At 67.0% G+C, this 17,971-nt stretch carries 15 protein-coding genes; 5 read left to right on the forward strand and 10 right to left on the reverse strand.

What is annotated here, in order from left to right; genetic code table 11:
- Positions 1 to 37 precede the first annotated feature (37 nt).
- Positions 38 to 901, forward strand: a complete 864-nt coding sequence (locus tag AC1VNM_RS01670) for an alpha/beta fold hydrolase (RefSeq protein ID WP_483105643.1) — start codon at positions 38 to 40, stop codon at positions 899 to 901.
- Between the two features lie 111 nt (positions 902 to 1,012).
- Here AC1VNM_RS01670 and AC1VNM_RS01675 read toward each other — a convergent pair whose 3' ends face one another.
- Both AC1VNM_RS01675 and AC1VNM_RS01680 read right to left on the reverse strand, forming a co-directional pair.
- A complete protein-coding gene (locus AC1VNM_RS01675) occupies positions 1,013 to 2,026 on the reverse strand; it encodes an SDR family NAD(P)-dependent oxidoreductase (RefSeq protein WP_483105644.1) in 1,014 nt (337 codons plus the stop codon).
- 148 nt (positions 2,027 to 2,174) lie between these two features.
- Entirely contained in the window at positions 2,175 to 2,924 is a 750-nt protein-coding gene (locus AC1VNM_RS01680; RefSeq protein WP_483105645.1) for an SDR family NAD(P)-dependent oxidoreductase, read from the reverse strand.
- 146 nt (positions 2,925 to 3,070) lie between these two features.
- On the opposite strand from AC1VNM_RS01680, the gene AC1VNM_RS01685 reads away from it, so the two are divergent.
- Together AC1VNM_RS01685 and AC1VNM_RS01690 are read left to right on the forward strand one after the other, a co-directional pair.
- A complete protein-coding gene (locus AC1VNM_RS01685; protein WP_483105646.1) occupies positions 3,071 to 3,970 on the forward strand; it encodes a LysR family transcriptional regulator in 900 nt (299 codons plus the stop codon).
- 130 nt (positions 3,971 to 4,100) lie between these two features.
- Positions 4,101 to 4,514, forward strand: coding sequence for a hypothetical protein (locus AC1VNM_RS01690; RefSeq protein WP_483105647.1), 414 nt, complete (start codon positions 4,101 to 4,103; stop codon positions 4,512 to 4,514).
- Between the two features lie 79 nt (positions 4,515 to 4,593).
- Here AC1VNM_RS01690 and AC1VNM_RS01695 read toward each other — a convergent pair whose 3' ends face one another.
- The 4 genes from AC1VNM_RS01695 to AC1VNM_RS01710 form a co-directional block, all read right to left on the reverse strand.
- Entirely contained in the window at positions 4,594 to 6,171 is a 1,578-nt protein-coding gene (locus tag AC1VNM_RS01695) for a hypothetical protein (RefSeq protein WP_483105648.1), read from the reverse strand.
- Positions 6,172 to 6,285: 114 nt separating this feature from the next.
- Positions 6,286 to 7,509 (reverse strand): MFS transporter, encoded by a 1,224-nt coding sequence (locus tag AC1VNM_RS01700; protein WP_377156329.1) that lies wholly within the window; start codon positions 7,507 to 7,509, stop codon positions 6,286 to 6,288.
- Complete coding sequence (locus tag AC1VNM_RS01705) at positions 7,506 to 8,606, reverse strand: alpha/beta hydrolase (RefSeq protein ID WP_483105649.1); 1,101 nt, start codon at positions 8,604 to 8,606, stop codon at positions 7,506 to 7,508. The genes AC1VNM_RS01700 and AC1VNM_RS01705 overlap by 4 nt, the downstream gene beginning before the upstream one ends.
- 71 nt (positions 8,607 to 8,677) lie before the next feature.
- The gene (locus AC1VNM_RS01710) at positions 8,678 to 9,031 is read right to left on the reverse strand and encodes a cyclophilin-like fold protein (RefSeq protein ID WP_483105650.1); all 354 of its coding nucleotides are present in this window, start codon (positions 9,029 to 9,031) and stop codon (positions 8,678 to 8,680) included.
- A 210-nt stretch (positions 9,032 to 9,241) separates the two neighbouring features.
- Here AC1VNM_RS01710 and AC1VNM_RS01715 point away from each other — a divergent pair, with 210 nt between their 5' ends.
- Positions 9,242 to 10,153 (forward strand): LysR family transcriptional regulator, encoded by a 912-nt coding sequence (locus AC1VNM_RS01715; protein WP_483105651.1) that lies wholly within the window; start codon positions 9,242 to 9,244, stop codon positions 10,151 to 10,153.
- 103 nt (positions 10,154 to 10,256) lie between these two features.
- On the opposite strand, the gene AC1VNM_RS01720 is transcribed toward AC1VNM_RS01715, so the two are convergent.
- The 4 genes from AC1VNM_RS01720 to AC1VNM_RS01735 form a co-directional block, all read right to left on the reverse strand.
- Positions 10,257 to 11,828: a hypothetical protein gene (locus AC1VNM_RS01720; protein WP_483105652.1), complete on the reverse strand. Its 1,572-nt coding sequence runs from the start codon at positions 11,826 to 11,828 to the stop codon at positions 10,257 to 10,259.
- A gap of 232 nt (positions 11,829 to 12,060) precedes the next feature.
- Positions 12,061 to 12,867, reverse strand: coding sequence for an exodeoxyribonuclease III (gene xth, locus AC1VNM_RS01725; RefSeq protein WP_483105653.1), 807 nt, complete (start codon positions 12,865 to 12,867; stop codon positions 12,061 to 12,063).
- 22 nt (positions 12,868 to 12,889) lie between these two features.
- Entirely contained in the window at positions 12,890 to 13,504 is a 615-nt protein-coding gene (locus AC1VNM_RS01730; RefSeq protein ID WP_377156319.1) for a Dps family protein, read from the reverse strand.
- A 100-nt stretch (positions 13,505 to 13,604) separates the two neighbouring features.
- A complete protein-coding gene (locus tag AC1VNM_RS01735; protein ID WP_483105654.1) occupies positions 13,605 to 14,264 on the reverse strand; it encodes a TetR/AcrR family transcriptional regulator in 660 nt (219 codons plus the stop codon).
- A 342-nt stretch (positions 14,265 to 14,606) separates the two neighbouring features.
- Here AC1VNM_RS01735 and AC1VNM_RS01740 point away from each other — a divergent pair, with 342 nt between their 5' ends.
- A complete protein-coding gene (locus tag AC1VNM_RS01740; protein ID WP_377156303.1) occupies positions 14,607 to 17,957 on the forward strand; it encodes a di-heme oxidoredictase family protein in 3,351 nt (1,116 codons plus the stop codon).
- The last annotated feature ends 14 nt before the right edge of the window (positions 17,958 to 17,971 follow it).

Consider the following 17,971-nt stretch of genomic DNA (forward strand, 5'->3'; position numbering starts at 1 on the left):
CTGCCGCGTCTCTTCTTCTCCTCATTTCCTCACGATCATGAACACCACTTCCCAAATCCTGCGGGGCTTCTCGATCCCGGCGCTGCTGGTGCTCGGGGCGCTGGCCGCGATGCTGGCCCTCCCGCTGCGCGCCGAAGCTGCCGCTACCGCCAAGGGCGCCAGGTCGGAGCCGTCCGGCAAGACCGCCGAGCCGCGCCCGACCATCGTGCTGGTGCACGGCGCCTTCGCCGACGCGTCCAGCTGGAACCACGTGGCGCGTCGTCTGCGCGGCCAGGGTTATGCCGTGACGGCCATCGCGAACCCGCTGCGCGGTGTGGCCAGCGACGCGCGCTACACGGCCCGCGTGCTCGACGGCATCAGCGGTCCCGTGGTGCTGGTCGGTCATTCCTATGGCGGCTCGGTGATCAGCGCGGCGGCCGTGGGCAAGCCCAACGTGAAGGCGCTCGTGTTCGTGGCGGCCTTTGCGCCGGACGCCGGCGAGAGCTGCGCCTCGTTGTCGGGCAAGTTCCCCGGCAGCTCGCTGGGCGGCGCGCTGGCCGCAGCCGTGCCGCAGGACGGCGGCGCTTCGGATCTCTACATCCGGCAGGACCGCTTCTGGCAGCAGTTCGCCGCGGACGTCCCGGAAGGCGACGCGCTGCTGATGGCGGTCGGTCAACGCCCGATCACCGACGCCGCGCTGAACGAACCCACCGGCGAGATCGGCTCGGCGTGGAAGACGCTGCCGTCGTACTTCGTCTTCGGCACCGACGACAGGAACATCCCGTCGGCCGCGCTGGCGTGGATGGCCGAACGCGCGAACTCGCGCGGCACGGTGTCCATTCCTTCGGCCTCGCATGTGCCGATGATCAGCCATCCGGAGACGGTCACGAAGGTGATCGTCCAGGCGGCGCGCGGCGGGTGAGGGGCCGCGGATCCCAGTGCCTCAGAAGCCCGGGATCCGCGATTCGCGATTCGCGATCCGAGATCCTGGGGAACTGAGCTGCTGAGCTATCGCGTTGCCGAAGTCCAGTGCTCAGAAGCGTTCGCCGACGAGCGATTCGCTGTGATGCCACATCCGCGCCGCAGCTGCGGGATCGAGTGCGATCGCGCTGACGCCTTCGGCCAGCGGGCTCGCGGACGCATCGACGACGTCGGACACGTGGCAGTTCTCGCAATAGCGTCCGCCGACCTCGTCGGCCGGCGCGACGAAGCCCGCCCACACCGAGGTCGCGGCGCCTTGCTCGACGCTCTTCCACTGGAAGGGCGGCTCGCCCTGCGCCGTGAGGCTCGCGCTGATCTGCGCCACGGCCTGGTCCATGACGTCCTGGCCGATGTGTCGGCCCAGCCCGGTGCGGATCGTGCCGGGATGGACCGCCGAGGCGCGCACGCCGCGATCGCGGTGGCGCCGGTCGAACTCGACGGCGAACAGCACGTTGGCGAGCTTGGAGCGGGCGTAGGCGAGTTGCGAGTGGTAGTCCGAGCGCTCGACGTTGAGGTCGTCGAAGTCGCCGTCGGCCGCGCGGTGCGAGGACGAGGCGACGACGACCAGCCGGCTGCCCGCGCCCATCAGGGACGCGATCCGGTTGATCAGCACGAAGTGCCCGAGGTGGTTCGTCGCCAGCTGCATCTCGAGGCCGTCGTCGGTGCGGGCGAAGGGCGTGGCCATCACGCCCGCGTTGGCGACGACGACGTCGAAGGGCTGCGCGCGCTGCAGCAGGGCCTGCGCGCAGCCGCGCACGCTGGCCAGCGAGGCCAGGTTGAGCGGGACCAGGTCGAGCCCGCCGCCATCGCGAGCGGCCTCGCGCACGACGGCGGTCGCCGCGGCGGCCTGGTCGGGCGAGCGCACCGCGCCGACGACGCGCGCGCCGCGGGCGACGAGCACGCGGGCGGTTTCGATGCCCAGGCCGGACGAGGCGCCGGTGAGCAGGACGTGACGTCCGCGCAGGTCGAGGTCGCCGAGCACGTCGTCGGCGGTGGAGCGGGCGTCGAAGACGTTGAGGCCGTTGGCGCCTTCAACGGCGGCCACGCGAGAAGGTGGGAATTGCAAGGGGTTTGTCATGGCGGGAATTGTGGAAGTCGGGGCCCGGTCGCAGGCGCTCGCATTGGTGCGTGCGCGGCAACACAGTCGTGACACGCAACGGGGCCGCGCAAGGCCTGGTGTCCGTGCGCGGCCCCGTATCCGTCGGCGTCTGGGGTCAGAGCAGGCTCATGCCGCCGTCCACCAGCAGGTTGACGCCGGTGATGAAGCTGCTGTCCTCGCTCGCGAGGAACAGCGCGGCGCGGGCGAGTTCCTCGGGGCGTCCGAATCGTCCCAGCGGGATCGCCGCGGACACGGTCTTCTCGAACTCGGCCTTGTTCTGCGGATCCACGCCCAGCTTCTCGAGGATGGGCGTGTCGACGGGTCCGGGGCTGATGACGTTCACCCGGATGCGGCGGTCTTTGAGCTCGATGGACCAGCTGCGCGCGAACGCTTCGATCGCGGCCTTGCTGCCGGCGTAGACGACGTGGTTCTCCATGTACTTCGTGCCGGCGATGGAGCTGACCAGCACGATGGCGCCGCCGTCGGACATCAGCGGCACGGCCCTGGTCACGCCGAAGAACACGCCGCGCGCGTTGGTGGCGAAGTGCGCATCGAAGTCCTCCGGCGTCACCGCGGACGAAGGCTGAAGCACGGCCATCCCGGCGTTGGCGACGTAGATGTCGATGCGGCCGTGGGTCCGCGCGATGTGGTCGACCACCCGGTCGTGCGTCGCCAGGTCGGCGACGTCGCCGACGACGCCCGTCGCGCGCGGGCCGAGCCGGGTCAGTGCGGCGTCGACGGCGTCCGCGCGGCGGCCGACGATGACGACGGACGCGCCGGCCTCGACGAACGCCTGCGCGGTGGCCAGGCCGATGCCGCTGTTGCCGCCGGTCACGACGGCGACTTTGCCTTCCAGTTTCTTCACGGGGGATTCCTTTCCGGTGTGGTGCTGCTTGAGGACGACCGCGGGCGTTTCGAGGCCGCGCGGCATGGCGATCACTCTAGACAGCGGGATGCCCGTCCACTAGCCGGTGGGGAGGAACAGGCGCTGTTCCTGGAAGGAGGTAATCCATGGTGATGCCGACGCCCGACCAGACCCAGGGCTTGCTGGCCTTTGTACGCAGCGTGCAGATGAGATCGTTCAGCGCGGCGGCGCGCGCGCTCGGGGCCACGCCCTCTGCGGTATCCAAGGCCGTGGGACGCCTGGAGAAGCGACTGGGCGTCCGTCTGTTGCAACGCACGACGCGCGCGTTGATCCCCACGCAGGAGGGTGGCGCCTTCTTCGAGCGTGTCGCGCCCTTGCTGCGCGCGCTCGACGAAGCGGGCGAGGCCGTGCGCGCCGTCGACACCGTGCAAGGCGCGCTGCGCGTGTCGGCACCGGCGGTCTTGGGCCGCGTCCTGGCGCTGCCGATCCTGCGCGAGTTCGCCCCCAGACATCCCGCGCTGCACCTGGATTTCAGCGTCACCGACCGGCCCGTCGACCTGATCCGCGAAGGCATCGATGTGGCGATCCGCGTGGGCGAGGTCGAGGACGACCGGCTGAATGCCCGTCTGCTGGCGCGGATGTCGCTGGTGCTGGTCGCCTCGCCGGACTACCTGTCGGCGCGCGGTCGTGCCACGACGGTGGACGAACTCTCACGCCACGCGCATCTGCGCTACGTGCTGAACGGTCGACCGCAGCCGATCGTGCTCGGGGACGGCCGGCAGGTCGAGCCGACGCCGGTGTTCGACACGGATTCGGGCGACGTCCTGCGGACGGCGGCGTTGAGCGGACGGGGCGTCGCCCAGATCCTCGCGTGGTCGGTGCGCGAGGACTTGAGCGAGGGGCGCCTGCTGCAGGCGGCGCCGGAGCTGCCGATGCCCTCGGTGCCCGTCCATGCCTTGCACGCCTTCGGGCGGCACACGCCGGCACGGGTGCGGCGGTTCATCGACTTCCTCGTCGAGTGGTTCGACGACACGGCGCCGGACTGATGCGGTACCGCGGTCGACGGGTGTGCGCCGCTCAACGACGTGTTGAGTCTGGCGGACCTACCGGACGAGCGGACGGCTTCCTAGCATTCAGACATGGCCTTCACGGCGCAATCGATCTGAAGGAACTCGCATGAACGCTCGCGCCATTCTTCGTGCCCTGGGGCTGCCGGCATTGCTGGCTGCGACGGGCCTCCAGGCCACTCCCCATGGCGAGATGCCCGAGTCCAGATGGCACTGCCGGGCGACCGGATGGGTCATGCTGATGCACTGGCGTCAGGTCAGCGCGGCGGAAGGCTGCGATGGAGAAGCCTGTCGGTTGGTCACAGAGCCGATGACCGAGGGCGTGCTGCTGACGGAGCAGGGCCGACGGGTGGGCGTGGTCGAGGTGCGAGGCGATGGCTTGAAAGGCTGGACCTTCAAGGACATCGAGGGACGTCACTGGCGTCTGCGCACGCGGTCGGACAGGCTTGAGGGCACGGTGTCGGATCGGAGGAAGAGACAGGCGGTGTCGTGCAGGCTCGCGCCGCGCGGCGGCCAGGAATAGGGCGGTTGGGGCTGTGATCGGACGCCTTTTGACGCCCCTCTCCGGCTCGCCGGATTCACTCGCACGTTCCGAGGGCGGCTCACTGGTTCTGCGGTCCCTTCTTCCGGCGCACGGAATGGAGCGCATTTTTGGTTAGGCTCATGGCCGTGTAGAGGGCCTTCATCTGCTCGAGCGGCCCCGCCTTCCACTCTTTCTGGAGCTGTTCCGTGGCGGTCGCGTTCTGCGCCCGCTCGGTCGCGAACTCGGGTGCCGACGGCTCGAGACCCCCGAGTTCCTGTTCGAGTTTCTTCTGCGCCTTGGCCAAGCGTTGCACGGTGCGCGCGACGTCCTCGTCGGATGGCTTCCAGACGCCGCTGACCGGCGCGAGCGGAGTCACCTGCGCCGGGATGTCCTTGACCACCACTTCCTCGAAGAACGTCTTCGTCTGCGGGCTGGACATCTCGTATTTCACGCCCGGCTGGCCCACGTCGTTGAGCGTGGTGGTCGTGTTCGGCGAACTCGGACCGAGGCGGCGCTCCTGCGGGCCGGTCTGCTCCGTCTTCCACTTGCGCCAGAGGCCCTTTTCCAGCGCGAAGCGGATCACGATGCCGCTGCCGTCGCTGCCGAAAGTGGAGGCGAAATACGAGGCGTGATCTGCCGAGCCGACGCTGAAGTTGAACCACGTGTGCAGGCCGGTCACCCGGCCGCTTTCCTTGCCCGCCGGGATCATGTTCGTGCCGTCGAGGTAGATGCGCGAGGCGAAGATTTCACCGGTCGCGGACTGGGCGTCGAACAGGTCCTTCTTCGCGTAGACGTCCAGCAGGAGCTTCTTCATGTCCAGCGTCTTGCTCCGCAGCTGCTTGTGCAGCTTGGTCGCCAGGTCTGCGCGTTTTTTGGGGGCTTCTTCCAGCGCAACCTCGGACCATTTCTCGCGCAGCCCGACGATCAGCTTCTCCTGGCCCTCGAGCTTCTCGCCCATCTCGGACAAGATCGTCTCAAGGGCGGCTTGCGGCGTGACATTTTTCGCCACGTTGGAGCGCTGCTTGTCGCTCTTGGGGGCGCCCTCCATCCGGTACGCCCACACGATGCCCCCGCCCTTCGCGCTCGCCGTCTTCTTCTCTTCCTCCTTTTCTTCCCGTGGCTCACTGGATTTCTCCGGCACCCCGCGCTGCGCCAGGATCCAATTGACGGCGCTGCCGACGCTGTTGAAGCAGATGTGTTGCGCCTCGGTCAGGAAGGGGCCCAGCGTATCGAAGGTCTTGGAGTCCGTCGGCTCGTTGCCAAAGAGCGTCGTGAGCAGCTTCTCCGAGGTGCTGAGGTCATATCTCTCCGGGCCCTGGTGCCCGAGGACCACGGGCAGCTCCTGGGCTTTGTCGAAGGTGACGTAGCGCTGGATCACCGGCGCGCCCCGGCGCTGCACCGCGTCGCCGCGCAGAGCCTGCAGGATGCCGCGTTGCGCGACCATCCGGGGCGATTCGTCGACCCGAGCCTGCGTGGTCGGCGTCTCCCGGCGTCGCACCGCATCACCGCGGAGGGCCTGCAGGCCATTGCGCTGCGCGACCATCCGGGGGGACTGATCGATCCGAGTCTGCGGGGTCGGCGTTTCCCCGGTCTTGCGCGCCGTGTCGGCGGCAGGCTGGCGCGGCGCCGCTTGGGCGTCGCCCTCGTGGAGCTTCATGACGCGTCCTCGCTAGGGTTGACGTGCAGGCGCCACGATAGGGGGCACCGACCGTGCGGGCTATCGGTCGATTGCTGATTCGGCCGCCCGCGCGCGCACCGGGAACGTCTGCCCCTATCGGGCGCCACTACGCCTGTCGGCCCGTGCGGTCACGAAGACCAGCAGCGCAGAGGCCAACAGCAGAGCCGCACTCGCGATGAACGTGCCGAGATGGCCGTGATGGTCGAAGAGCACCCCTCCCAGGGTCGAGCCGGATGCAATGGCCAGTTGGACCACCGCGACCATCAATCCGCCGCCTGCTTCTGCGTCCTTCGGCATCGTGCGAGCGATCCACATCCACCAACCCACTGGTGTTGCCGTCGCCACGAAGCCCCATGCTGCAAGCAGCCCTGTGACGGGGAGGACTGCCGTTCCGGACAACGCCAGTCCCACAGCTGTCACCGCCATCAGCACCGGCGCGGCCAGCAGGGTGCGGTACAGCCCGTGCTTGAGCACCGCGCCGATGAGCAGGGTCCCCGCAAGTCCCGCGACGCCGATGACCAACAGGATGGCGGATAGCTGTGCAGCGTGCACTCGCGTCACGGTCTCCAGAAACGGTCGAAGGTAGGTAAACAACGCAAACTGCCCGGAGAAGAAGACACCGACCGCCAGCATGCCCAGAGCAACGCGACCGACGCGAAGAAGCCTCACCGGGTTCGCGTTGCGGGTTGCCTGACCCTGCGCCGGCAAGGCGGGTAGGCTGATCCATAACCAGACCAGGGCGAGCAGTGAGATCGGCACCAGGCAGAAGAAGGCTCCTCGCCATCCGACAACGCTGCCGAGGTAGCTGCCCAGAGGCGCCGCCAACACGGTGGCCAGCGCGTTGCCACCGTTCAGGATGGCAAGAGCCCTGGGCACCTTGCTTGTCGGAACGAGCCGCAACGTCGTGGCGGCGGACAAGGACCAGAAGCCACCGACAACGACGCCGATCAGCGCTCGGCCCGCCATGTAGGTGGCGAAGTTCCCGGCGAGCGCGATGATGCCGCCGGAGAGGCACATCAGCGCGGTGAGGCCGAGCAGCAGCGCTTTACGGTCCCGCCGGCCGGCCAGGGAAGCCACGCTCAGGCTGGCGAGGACCGCGAAGGCACCGGAGATGGCCAAGCCCTGTCCTGCGACACCTTCACTGACGCCAAGATCGGCGGCCATCGGCGTCAGCAGGCTGACGGGCATGAACTCGGAGGCGATGAGTGCGAAGACGCATAGAGACATCGCAAACACCCCGGCCCACCTTTCGGGTCGTGCTTCCGAACCATTGCCGTCCACGCCGCGTGCGTCGGCGTCCAGCGATGCAGCCGTCATACGCCGGCCTTGGCGAGGTGCCGATTGAAGAAGGCGGTCAGCCGGTCCCAGGGAATCAGATGGACCCGGTCATACAGGTCGACATGGCCCGCACCCGGAACGTAGTGCAGCTCCTTGGGTTCAGCCGCAAGCTTGAAGGCGTCCTCGCTGAATTCCTTGGAGTGAGCCTGGTCGCCAGTGATGAAGAGCAGCGGCCGCGGAGAGATGGTCTCGATGTCGTTGAACGGGTAGAAGTTCATGAACTTCGCGTTGCTGCTCAGCGTCGGATGCGTGGTGGTCAGCCGCGAAGCGCCTTTGGGCGTGTACTCCCCGCGAGGCGTGCGATAGAAGTCGTAGAACTCACGCTGGATGGGGTGGGTATCGGAGGTGAGCTCGTGCACCGTTCCACTCGTGTATTGCGTGGCGCCACCTGCGAACTCACCGTCGCGTTGAGCTGCGGCGGCGGCGATGATCTGTCTGCGCTGCTCAAGCGTCTGCGAATGGTGGAGTGCGTTGCGATTGGCTGCACCCATGTCGTACATGCTGACGGTAGCAATGGCCTTCATGCGCGGGTCGATCTTGGCCGCGCTGATGACGAAGCTGCCGCTGCCGCAGATGCCGATGGCGCCGATGCGCTCGCGGTCGACGAAGCTCTGTGCGCGCAGGAAGTCCACTCCAGCACTGAAATCCTCGGCGTAGATGTCCGGCGCGACAGCGTTGCGCGGTTCGCCATCGCTTTCACCCCAGAACGACAGGTCCAGGGACAAGGTGACGAAGCCTCTCTCCGCCATCTTCGTCGCATACAGGTTGGCGCTCTGCTCCTTCACTGCGCCCATCGGGTGTCCGACGACGAGCGCGGGGGCTTTGACAGCTTCCCCGAGAGCTCTGGGCATAAACAGGTTGCCCGCCACGCTCATCTTGTACTGGTTCTTGAACACGACTTTCCGCGCCGTGACCTTGTCACTGCGATAGAAGTTGTCGGCTCCGGCGACCGCGGGTAGTGCGGCTTGAGCCCCTCCGGTTGCCACCAGCAAGCCCAGGGCGGCGGCACCGGAGGCTGCTTGGACAAGGAAGTCGCGTCGATCAGAGGCTTGGCCTTCTTCCGGAATTGCGTGCATGGATATGGCTCCTGTGAGGGATAGGGTGATGTGGGTGGGGGGATGAGCTCCCCGCGACCGAGCTTCCTGCGTCAGTCAGAGGCTCGCTCGATGCGGACCTTGAACGGGCCGGGGCGCTGAAGCGCCGCGAGTCCGTTGTCGACCTGGCCGAGGCGCACGAGCCCTTGCGCGTGCGCGTTGCCTTCGAGAAAGATGGCCAGATTGCCCCAGGGCGCGTAATAGGTCAGTTCGCCCGCTGTGGGGGTGTGCCCGGCGGGTGCGCCGACCACCGAGAGCCTGCGCGGCAGGTCCCCAATGCGCTCAATGCGTGCGTAGTCCTTCAGCGTCAAGGTCAGAGGCAGCAACTCCGCGAAGTCGCGCGCAACGGCGGTGTCGTCCAGCGTGGCCATCGCGACCTGTCCGTCGACATTCAGGCGAACTTTCATGGGCTTTCCTTGCGGGGATGCTGTGAATGACCCCAGGCCCCCGGCCAGCCCGACCACTGCCGCGAGGCATGCTCGCGTCGATCTTCCAAGGGTGTCGGTGCGTGGGGTGCGTTGCATGCCTGGAAGTTTGCTGATCGGCCGCTTTACTGACTAGATAATGAATCGCGATAATGCTTATTAGAATTTCTAATCAATCGACGTGTGCGCACCATGGCGAAGCGAAATCTCGATGACCTGATGGCCTTTGTCACGGTGGCTCGTGAAGGCAGCTTCACCCGGGGTGCCGCGGTGTTGGGCGTGACCCAGTCGGCGCTGAGCCAGACGATTCGAGCGCTTGAGGAACGTCTGAAGATCAGGCTGCTCACGCGCACCACCCGCAGCGTCTCGGCGTCGCCGGCCGGAGAGCGGCTCATTCAGGCCATAGGACACCGCTTTGACGAGATTGAGGCCGAACTGGATGCGCTGACGGCACTGCGAGACAAGCCCGCCGGCACAGTGCGCATCACTTGTGGTGACCAAGTCATGCATGCGGTGCTGCTGCCCAAGTTGATGCCGCTCTTGAAGGAGAACCCGGACATCACCCTCGAGTTCGACATGAACTATGGGTTCAGGGACATCGTGGCCGACCGCTTCGACGCAGGGGTGCGCTTGGGCAACACCATCGACAAGGACATGATCGCCGTACCCATCGGCCCACCGCTGCGCATGGCCGTTGTGGCTTCTCCAGACTACTTCGCCTCACACCCCATACCCAGGACGCCGAAGGACCTCACTGAGCACCGCTGCATCAACCAGCGCATGCCCAGTTCGGGTGGCCTGTATGTCTGGGACTTCGCCAAGAAGGGCAAACAGGTGAACGTGCGTGTCGATGGTCCGTTGATCTTCAACACAGCCCCGCCGCAGGTCGACGCAGCGCTGGCTGGTATGGGCATCACCCTGCTGCCTGAGGATGAGCTCGGGTCTCACGTCGAAGAGGGGCGCCTGGTGCGCGTGCTGGAGGATTGGTGCCCACCTTTTGCGGGCTACCACCTCTACTATCCAAGCCGACGCCAGCCTTCACCTGCGTTCTCTTTGGTCTTGAACGCCCTGCGCTTCGACGGTCGATCGATGTCGAGGAAATGAAAGACCGCTTTCGCTGGCGGATTCAGCCTGTCGATGCAACACATCGCTTGAACATCTCTGCCGGGGTCTGATCGCCGAGCGGCTTGCGCGGCACGAACAAGCCCTAGAACCCGTCGGGCTTGGCGCCTTTCATGATGCGCACCCACGTGCGGATGAACGACCGGAACTTCTGGCGTGCCGCGGCCTCCTTCACCGCCTGGAGCTTGCTGGCCGCGCTGTTCGAGCGGCTGCGCCCGGCAACGCCGGTGGGCTTGTAGATCTTCTTCGTCTGCTTGTCGCCGTCTTCGTCCAGTTCGTTGCCGGCCCGGCCGCTGGACTTGACCGTTCCCAGCTCCATCAGCGCGTCGAGTTCAAGGTTGAGCTTCGCCACGTCCTCTGACGTGATGTTGTCGTCCAGCCACTTGCGCAAGGCCTCGGGATTGGCCTCCACGCGAGCCGCGTCGAGGTCGATCTTGTGCAGCACCGAGGTGGGAAAGGTCTCGCGCAAGGCGATCATCACGTCGAAGAAGATCCCGTAGGCGGTGATCTTGCCGGTCTTGTTGAGCACGCGGCGCACGTACTCGCAGTTCCCGTTGCCCTTGGCGAAGCGGGTCCGGTTCGCGAGGGTCGGCGTCGAATGCCAGACCAGTTCGTCCACCCACGAGACGTAGGCATGGCGTGGCATCACGCCGCCCTTGATCTTTGCCTTGCCGGCGGCCCGGTTGTCGGCTTCGCCGAGCTTCTGCTTGGCGGCGTCGATGTTGGTCAGCATCGAGTCGGGCAGCGCATAGTGGTCCGTCATCACCTCGCGCTTGGCGCCGTCGATGGGCGCCCGGTCCTGGGTCCACTCGGTGGCCGGCGTGTCTTCCTCGTTGTCGAAGACGAGGTTGACGAACAGGTTGTCGCCGCCCGTGTCCTTGTGCATGCTCAGCGCGCCGTCATCCGACATCGGACGGTTGTAGTAGTAGTTCATCTCGATGCAGACGTGGTAGCCGTTCTTCAACCAGTCCTGCTGCTCGATGAACGCGAGCTGATTGTTCGCCGCCATCAGATCGAAGACGAAATCCTCAGTCTCTCCGGCCAGGGTCTTCTCATTCTTGATGTCGTCGTGAGCCGTGCTGCGTGACATCAGATCGTCGCCTTCGTACCAGAGGTACATGTTGCCGACGGTGAGCATGCGGTCCTTCTCGCTCTTCTTGTTCTCGTCGATGGCTTTCAGGTTCACCTTGGCATAGGCGGCCAGCTTGGCGGACAGCTGCGACCAGCTGCTGTCCAGCTCGCCCTGCTCCTGCGGCAGCTCCGTCAAGCCGCCGCTTTCCATCATCCGGTCGACCAGCCCTGCGCGCACAGCCTCGAACGTGGCTCCGTTCACGCCGGTCACGTCGTTGAAGAAGGCGCCTTTGCTGTCGTCGACGGGCAGCGGGTGCCCGCCTTTCGTGCCGCGCTCTCGGATCCACCATTCGCTGTCCTTGTACTGGTGGATGGTGCGTTGGGCCACCGGCCCCTCAGCGGCGGCGCCGAACAGGCGCTGGTGCAGCGCGCGTTCCTCGCGCATCCGCGCGCTGCCCTGAAGTTGGGCGGACCAGGCGTCCTTGGCCGGCGCGTGCTGCAGCGGCGATCCGGCGATATGCCCGTCGCGCTCGGCGGCCGGGCCGATGGCAGGCGCATCGTGGCCGGTGCGTGGAAGACGTGGCATGTCGAATCTCCGGCGGAAGGGACTGTCCGCCGCCATCTTTTCGGCCGCGCTTCCCACGGTCCATCGGTGGTTTGCTGATTTCGGGGCGCCGGGATGCCGAGCCCGTCGCGGCATTCGCGAACACGGCGACGGCGTCATTCGCCTCTTGGAAGATTCATCCTTCAGGAGGCTGGAAGTTCTGCGGTGTCAACGCCAACGACGGATGTTGAGAGGCAGGGGTCAGGGCTTGCCTTCAAACGGCGGCCTTGCTTGTCTTCTTCCTGCCCGGCCTCGACGCAGCGAGGTCCGCCCACACGGGCGCATGGTCGCTCGGGCTGTCCATCCCGCGCTCTTCGCGGTCGACGCCGGCGGCCACGACCTTGAACGCGGCGCTCACCAGGATGTGGTCGATCCTCAGACCCGCATTCCGCTCCCACCGCTTGCGGCGGTAGTCCCAGAACGTGAACGGCGTGTCCTTGGGATGCGCCGTTTTCAGCGCATCGGTCCAGCCCTGTTCCAGGAAGGCCGCGAAGGCGTCACGCGCTTCCGGTTGCAGAAGCGCGTTGTCTCGCCACGTGTCCGGCTTGTAGATGTCGGCGTCGGTGGGCACGACATTCCAGTCGCCCAGGAGCAAGGTGGGATGGCCTGCCTGCCACAGCGCATCGGCGCGCTGGCGCATCCGCGCCATCCACGCGAGCTTGTAGTCGAACTTGGGGCCGTGAAACGGATTGCCGTTGGGCAGGTAGATCGCGGCCACCAGCACGCCGTTGATGGCGGCTTCGACGTAGCGCGCCTGTCGGTCCTTGGCGTCGCCGGGCAGCGCCTTCATCACGGGCAGCGGTGCATGCCCGCGGGCGAGGAGGGCGACGCCGTTCCACGTCTTCTGGCCGACCACGACGGACTCGTAGCCGGCCTCGCGGAGGGCGTCGACCGGGAAGTCCTCCGTGGGCGTCTTCAGCTCCTGCAGCGCGACGACATCGGGTCGGCGCCGGGCCAGCCAGTCGAGCAACTGGTCCAGTCGCTTCCGGACGTTGTTGACGTTCCAGGTCGCGACGATCACGGCGTCACCGCATCACGAGGCGTCAGATCGGCGAGGCGGCCACCAGATGCTCGGACAGGAACCACACCTGCAGCTCGTTGGTCCGCACGACGTCGCTGACGAGCAGGTCGTCCGTCCCCGAGTCGCCGGCGTCGCTGGCCTTCTCGGCCTGCTCGCGCGCGTAGGTGAGGATCATCGTGTGGGCCTCGATGAGGCGGCTGAGTTGCACGGTGGCCGGCTCGCGGCCGCGCGGCGGGCGAGGGATGCGCGTCTCCTCCGCGATGTCCGCGGCCATCGCCAGCGACACGCCGCCGAGGATCTGGATGCGCTCGGCCAGCAGGTCGACCAGCTCGACCTGGGCTTCGAAATGCTTGTCGAAGAGCAGATGCAGCTGGTTGAAGGTCGGCCCGACCACCTGCCAGTGATGCTTCTTGTACATGTCGCGCAGCGTGATGGTGTCGGCCAGCACCTGGTTGAGCGAGTTCACGCTCTTCTTGACGACCGCCTCGGGCAGCCCGTGCGGCATCTTGATGACCTCGCCGAAGCGTTGGGTCTCCTGCGACTGGGTCTTGACGGACTTGTCGATCGTCGGGGTCGTGGCGGCGTGGGCGGCGTCGACGCGACCCGCCTTCGGGGAGGACTTCTTCTTGGTGGCCATGCGGAACTCCAGAGCGGTAGGAATGATGCTGCCCTGGAGGGCAAGCGTCGATCCCGCGCCGCGCGGCGCCGGATTTCCCCGCCACGCCGGCTCCCGGCCTTCAGTTCGTCGCGGCCCCTCGGCTGAACAGCACCGCGTCCATCACCTTCATGTAGGCCTTGGCCGTCTTCGCGTCGTCGGCCCGCACGCCCGTCGTGGCGGCGATGTCCGGCCCCATCACCGCCAGCGAGTTGGCCAGCGAGACCATGGCGTAGTACAGCAGCACCGGCTCGCCCTTGGGCAGGTCGCCGGCCTTCTGCGCCGCCTTGATCAGCGGCTTGGCCAGCCCGAAATGCGGCCGCAGGAAATGCTGCGCCAGCCACTCCTGCCGGTCCTCGCTGTGCGCGCCCTCGCGCCGCTGCATCATGAAGCGGTGCAGGTGCGGCTGGTCCAGCGTGAACTGGAAATACGCGATGAACTCCTGCCGCAACTGCCCGATCGCGGTCGCCGGCTTCGCTTGCCGGATCATTCCTTCGCGTGCCCGGGCGAGCTCCTCATAGACCAGCGTCGCCACCGCCTGCCACAGTACCTCTTTCGATTGGAAGTGGTAGGTGATCAGCTGATGCGTCAGCCCGCTCTGCTCCGCGATCGCGCGCATGCTCGCCGCCTCGAAGCCGCGCTCGGCGAATTCCTTCAGCGCGGTCTTCAGGATCGCCTGCTTCGTGTCGGCCGAGCGCTGCTGCTCGCGGCGGCGGGGCGTGGAAGTATCCGGAGTGCTCATGTCCGCCATCATGCCTTCGTCGCGCGCCGTACTACCTCGGCGGAGGTAGCTTTCGAGCTTGAATTTCAATTGCGTATCGCCCGTGTTGCCCGTCTTGGTGCGTTGGTATCGATACCGTTGCGCCGGCATCAAGAGGGGCATCAATTCGACACACATTAAAACTTGCCGCCCGGCAAAACAAACGCGGACACTGCCGCCGCCTGCCCCTCTCAGGAGGGACAAGCTGCGACGCGTGCCGATGGGCGGCACGTGCGCCGGACCAGACCAGGTCCACATGAGAGCGGCCGCGGACACCACCCTCCGCGGCACCGATCGCACCCACAGGCACGGGAGGGAACCACCATGGAGTTCAAGCAACTCGGCATCTTGATGGGCAGGGCGTTTGTCCCTGCCCTGCTGGGCAGTGCGCTGCTTGCCGCATGCGGCGGCGGCAACGGCCAGCAGGACGGCAGCGTCCAGATCGCCTCGGATGACAGCGGCGGCAGCGCCGATTCCGCGGCACGCGCCAAGCGCATGGCCGGCGACAGCGGCACGGAGACGGCGCTCACGCCCGTCTCCGCCACCGGCAGCTCGATGGAGCGCGGCGACCTGAACGGCGCCAAGGCCATCGACAAGGACGACAACAGCCGCTGGGGCTCCGCGTTCACCGACAACGAATGGCTGACGCTGGACTACGGCAGCAGCGTCACCATCACGCGGGTCCGCATCAACTGGGAAAACGCCCACGCGAAGAAGTACCTGCTGCAGACGTCCGAGGACAACAAGACCTGGACCACGATCAAGACGGTCGAGAACAGCCCGGGCGGCGTCGAGGACCTGAAGGACCTCGGCGGCCAGGGCCGCTACCTGCGCGTGCAGGGCGTGACGCGCTCGACCCAGTACGGCTACTCGATCTTCGAGATCCAGGCCTTCACCGGCACGCCGGTCCCGCCGACCACCCCGACGGACCCGACCACGCCGACGAATCCCACCGATCCGACGACGCCGACCACCCCCACCGATCCGACCACGCCCACGCAGCCGACGGAGCCCGTGGGTGACACGAGCAAGCCGGGCGTGGCGATCAAGCCCGTGGCGGCGATCTCGTCGACGCCGGAGAACGACGGCCTGTCCGCGAAGAACACGATCGACGGCAACCTGGCCTCGCGCTGGGCGTCCAAGCCGGAAGACGGCGCCTGGATCCAGTACGACTTCGGCACGGCGCAAGCGCTGGGCTACATGAAGCTGGTCTGGGAGAACGCCTACGGCAAGGCCTACGAGATCCAGATCTCGGACGACGGCAAGACCTGGACCCGTCTGCGCAACCAGCCGGCCGGCAAGGGCGGCACCGAGGAGTACTTCAACCTCGGCGTGAAGACGCGCTTCGTCCGCATCCAGGGCGTGACCCGGGCGACGAACTACGGCTACTCGCTGTTCGAGGTCGAGTTCAAGACCGTCGGCAGCGACAACAGCATCCCGACGACGACCACGACGCCGTTCGCCTTCCCGGCCAACGGCGCGAACGTGGGCCCGCTGTACAACCCGCAGGCCCCGATCGAGCAGATCCAGATCACGCTGCCCGACGGCACGCTGATCACGCGCTTCGGCCAGCGCGGCGTCGGCCGTCACGGTCGCGAGCGCGGCGAGGACTGGAACGAGATCGGCTTCGGCCCCAATGAAACCGTGGATGCCAACGGCAACCCGGTGGACAAGGGCCCGGGCAACTACATGAACTTCGTCGCGAACTACTTCAAGAATCGCACGTGGGGCGTGGAGTTCATCGACAACAGCCGCGTCGCGGGCGTCACCAAGCCGCGACTGATCGTCAACCAGTACTTCCCGCAGGCGCAGCGCGGCGGCGGCCACTCCTTCTTCCGCCGCATCGACGACCCGAACGTCACCGGCTACGGCTGGATGTCGCCGGGCCAGCTGCTGGACCCGACCACCTACACGGACGGATTCGTCGACAAGACCTCCTGCCCGGTCGTGCCCAAGCCGCCACAGAACGCGCTGGCCAACCCCAACTCGGGCTTCAAGGGCGTGATCGGCGCGAACGACGGCTGCTCCGTGGTGCTGGACAACATGCCGGGTCACACCGACCTGGCGCCCAACGCCAACGGCGTGCTGGTGCCCAACGGCGTCAACATCCCGGCGCGTCCGCTGCAGCTGGGCGAGGCGATCGAGTTCACGGGCTCGTTCTTCTCCAGCCGCGCCGCGATGGACGCGATCGGCGACAAGGGCGACTACCGCTACTACACCAGCGAAGTCATCTACGTCATGGGCACCGGCCTGCGTCCGTGGTACGGCGTGCAGCCGCGCCTGAACAGCGTGCCGCTGCCGGATGCCGTCCTGTCGGGCGGCATCGGGTCCGTGTCGTACAACTACTCGGACGAAGGCTGGCGCATGTTCCAGCAGCCCTTCAACAACATCGGCATGCAGAACCTGCAGCGCTTCGTTGAAGGCCGCCGCGCGGTGCACAGCAGCTTCGTGACCGGGCAGCACATCGAGCCGGGCAACGATCCGATGACCTCGATCCAGAACCTGGCGGGGACGCGCTTCAACGCCACGGCCTGCGTGCAGTGCCACACCAACAACGGTCGCAGTCCCGCGCCGTTCACGGTGGACCAGCGCCTGGACAAGATGGCCTTCCACGTCGCGGTCAAGGCCGCCGACGGCTCGATCCGTCCGGACCCGCGCTACGGCTCGGCCATCCAGATGAACTCGACGTCGTCCACGGGCGCGCCGCAGGACTGGGGCAACGCGGTCAAGGTCGCGGGCTTCGAGACCAGCAGCGTCACGCTGTCGGACGGCACGAAGATCGAGCTGCGCAAGCCGAAGTTCGCCTTCGACGGTCCCACGCCGCAGCTGTGGTCGGCGCGCGCCGCCCTGCCGCTGCTGGGTGTCGGCCTGCTGGAAGCGGTGCCTGAAGCGGACATCCTGGCCCGTGCGCGCACGTCGCCGGACCAGGACGGCGTGGTGGGCAAGGCCAACTACACCTTCGATCCGGAGACCGGCGCGACGCGTCTGGGCCGCTTCGGCTGGAAGGCGTCCAAGGCCAGCATCCGTCACCAGGTGGCCAACGCGCTGCTGAACGACATGTCGGTGACCTCGCCGGTGTACCCGAACCGCAGCTGCGCGACCGACCCGCAGGGTTGCCGCACGGCGCCGGCGCAGAAGGGCATCCAGGAAGCCGATCTGACCGCGCTGACGCAGTACATGCAGCTGCTGGCCGTGCCGGCCCAACGGAGCATCCCGAGCGGATTCCCGAAGGGTGTGGCGCCGACGGAAGAGCATCGCGTGGATGCGGTCCAGGTGGCCAACGGCCGCAAGGTGTTCGACGCGCTGCGTTGCGCGGCGTGCCACACGGCGGAGATGAAGACGGGCAAGAACCATCCGTTCGCGGAACTGCGCGACCAGACGATCCGCCCGTTCACCGACCTGCTGCTGCACGACATGGGCCCGGCCCTGGCGGACAACCTGCCGGAAGGCCAGGCGCAAGGCGCGATGTGGCGCACGACGGCTCTCTGGGGCATCGGCTACACCGAGAAGGTGGCCCAGGGTCAACCGGTCGGCTACCTGCATGACGGCCGCGCCCGCAACCTGACCGAAGCCATCCTGTGGCACGGCGGCGAAGGCGAGAAGTCGCGTCAGCGCTTCGAGCAGCTGTCCAAGGCGGATCGCGACGCGCTGCTGGCGTGGCTGCGGACGCTGTGATGGGTTGAACGGGA

The sequence above is a fragment of the Mitsuaria sp. MSU3D genome (genome assembly GCF_056867975.1).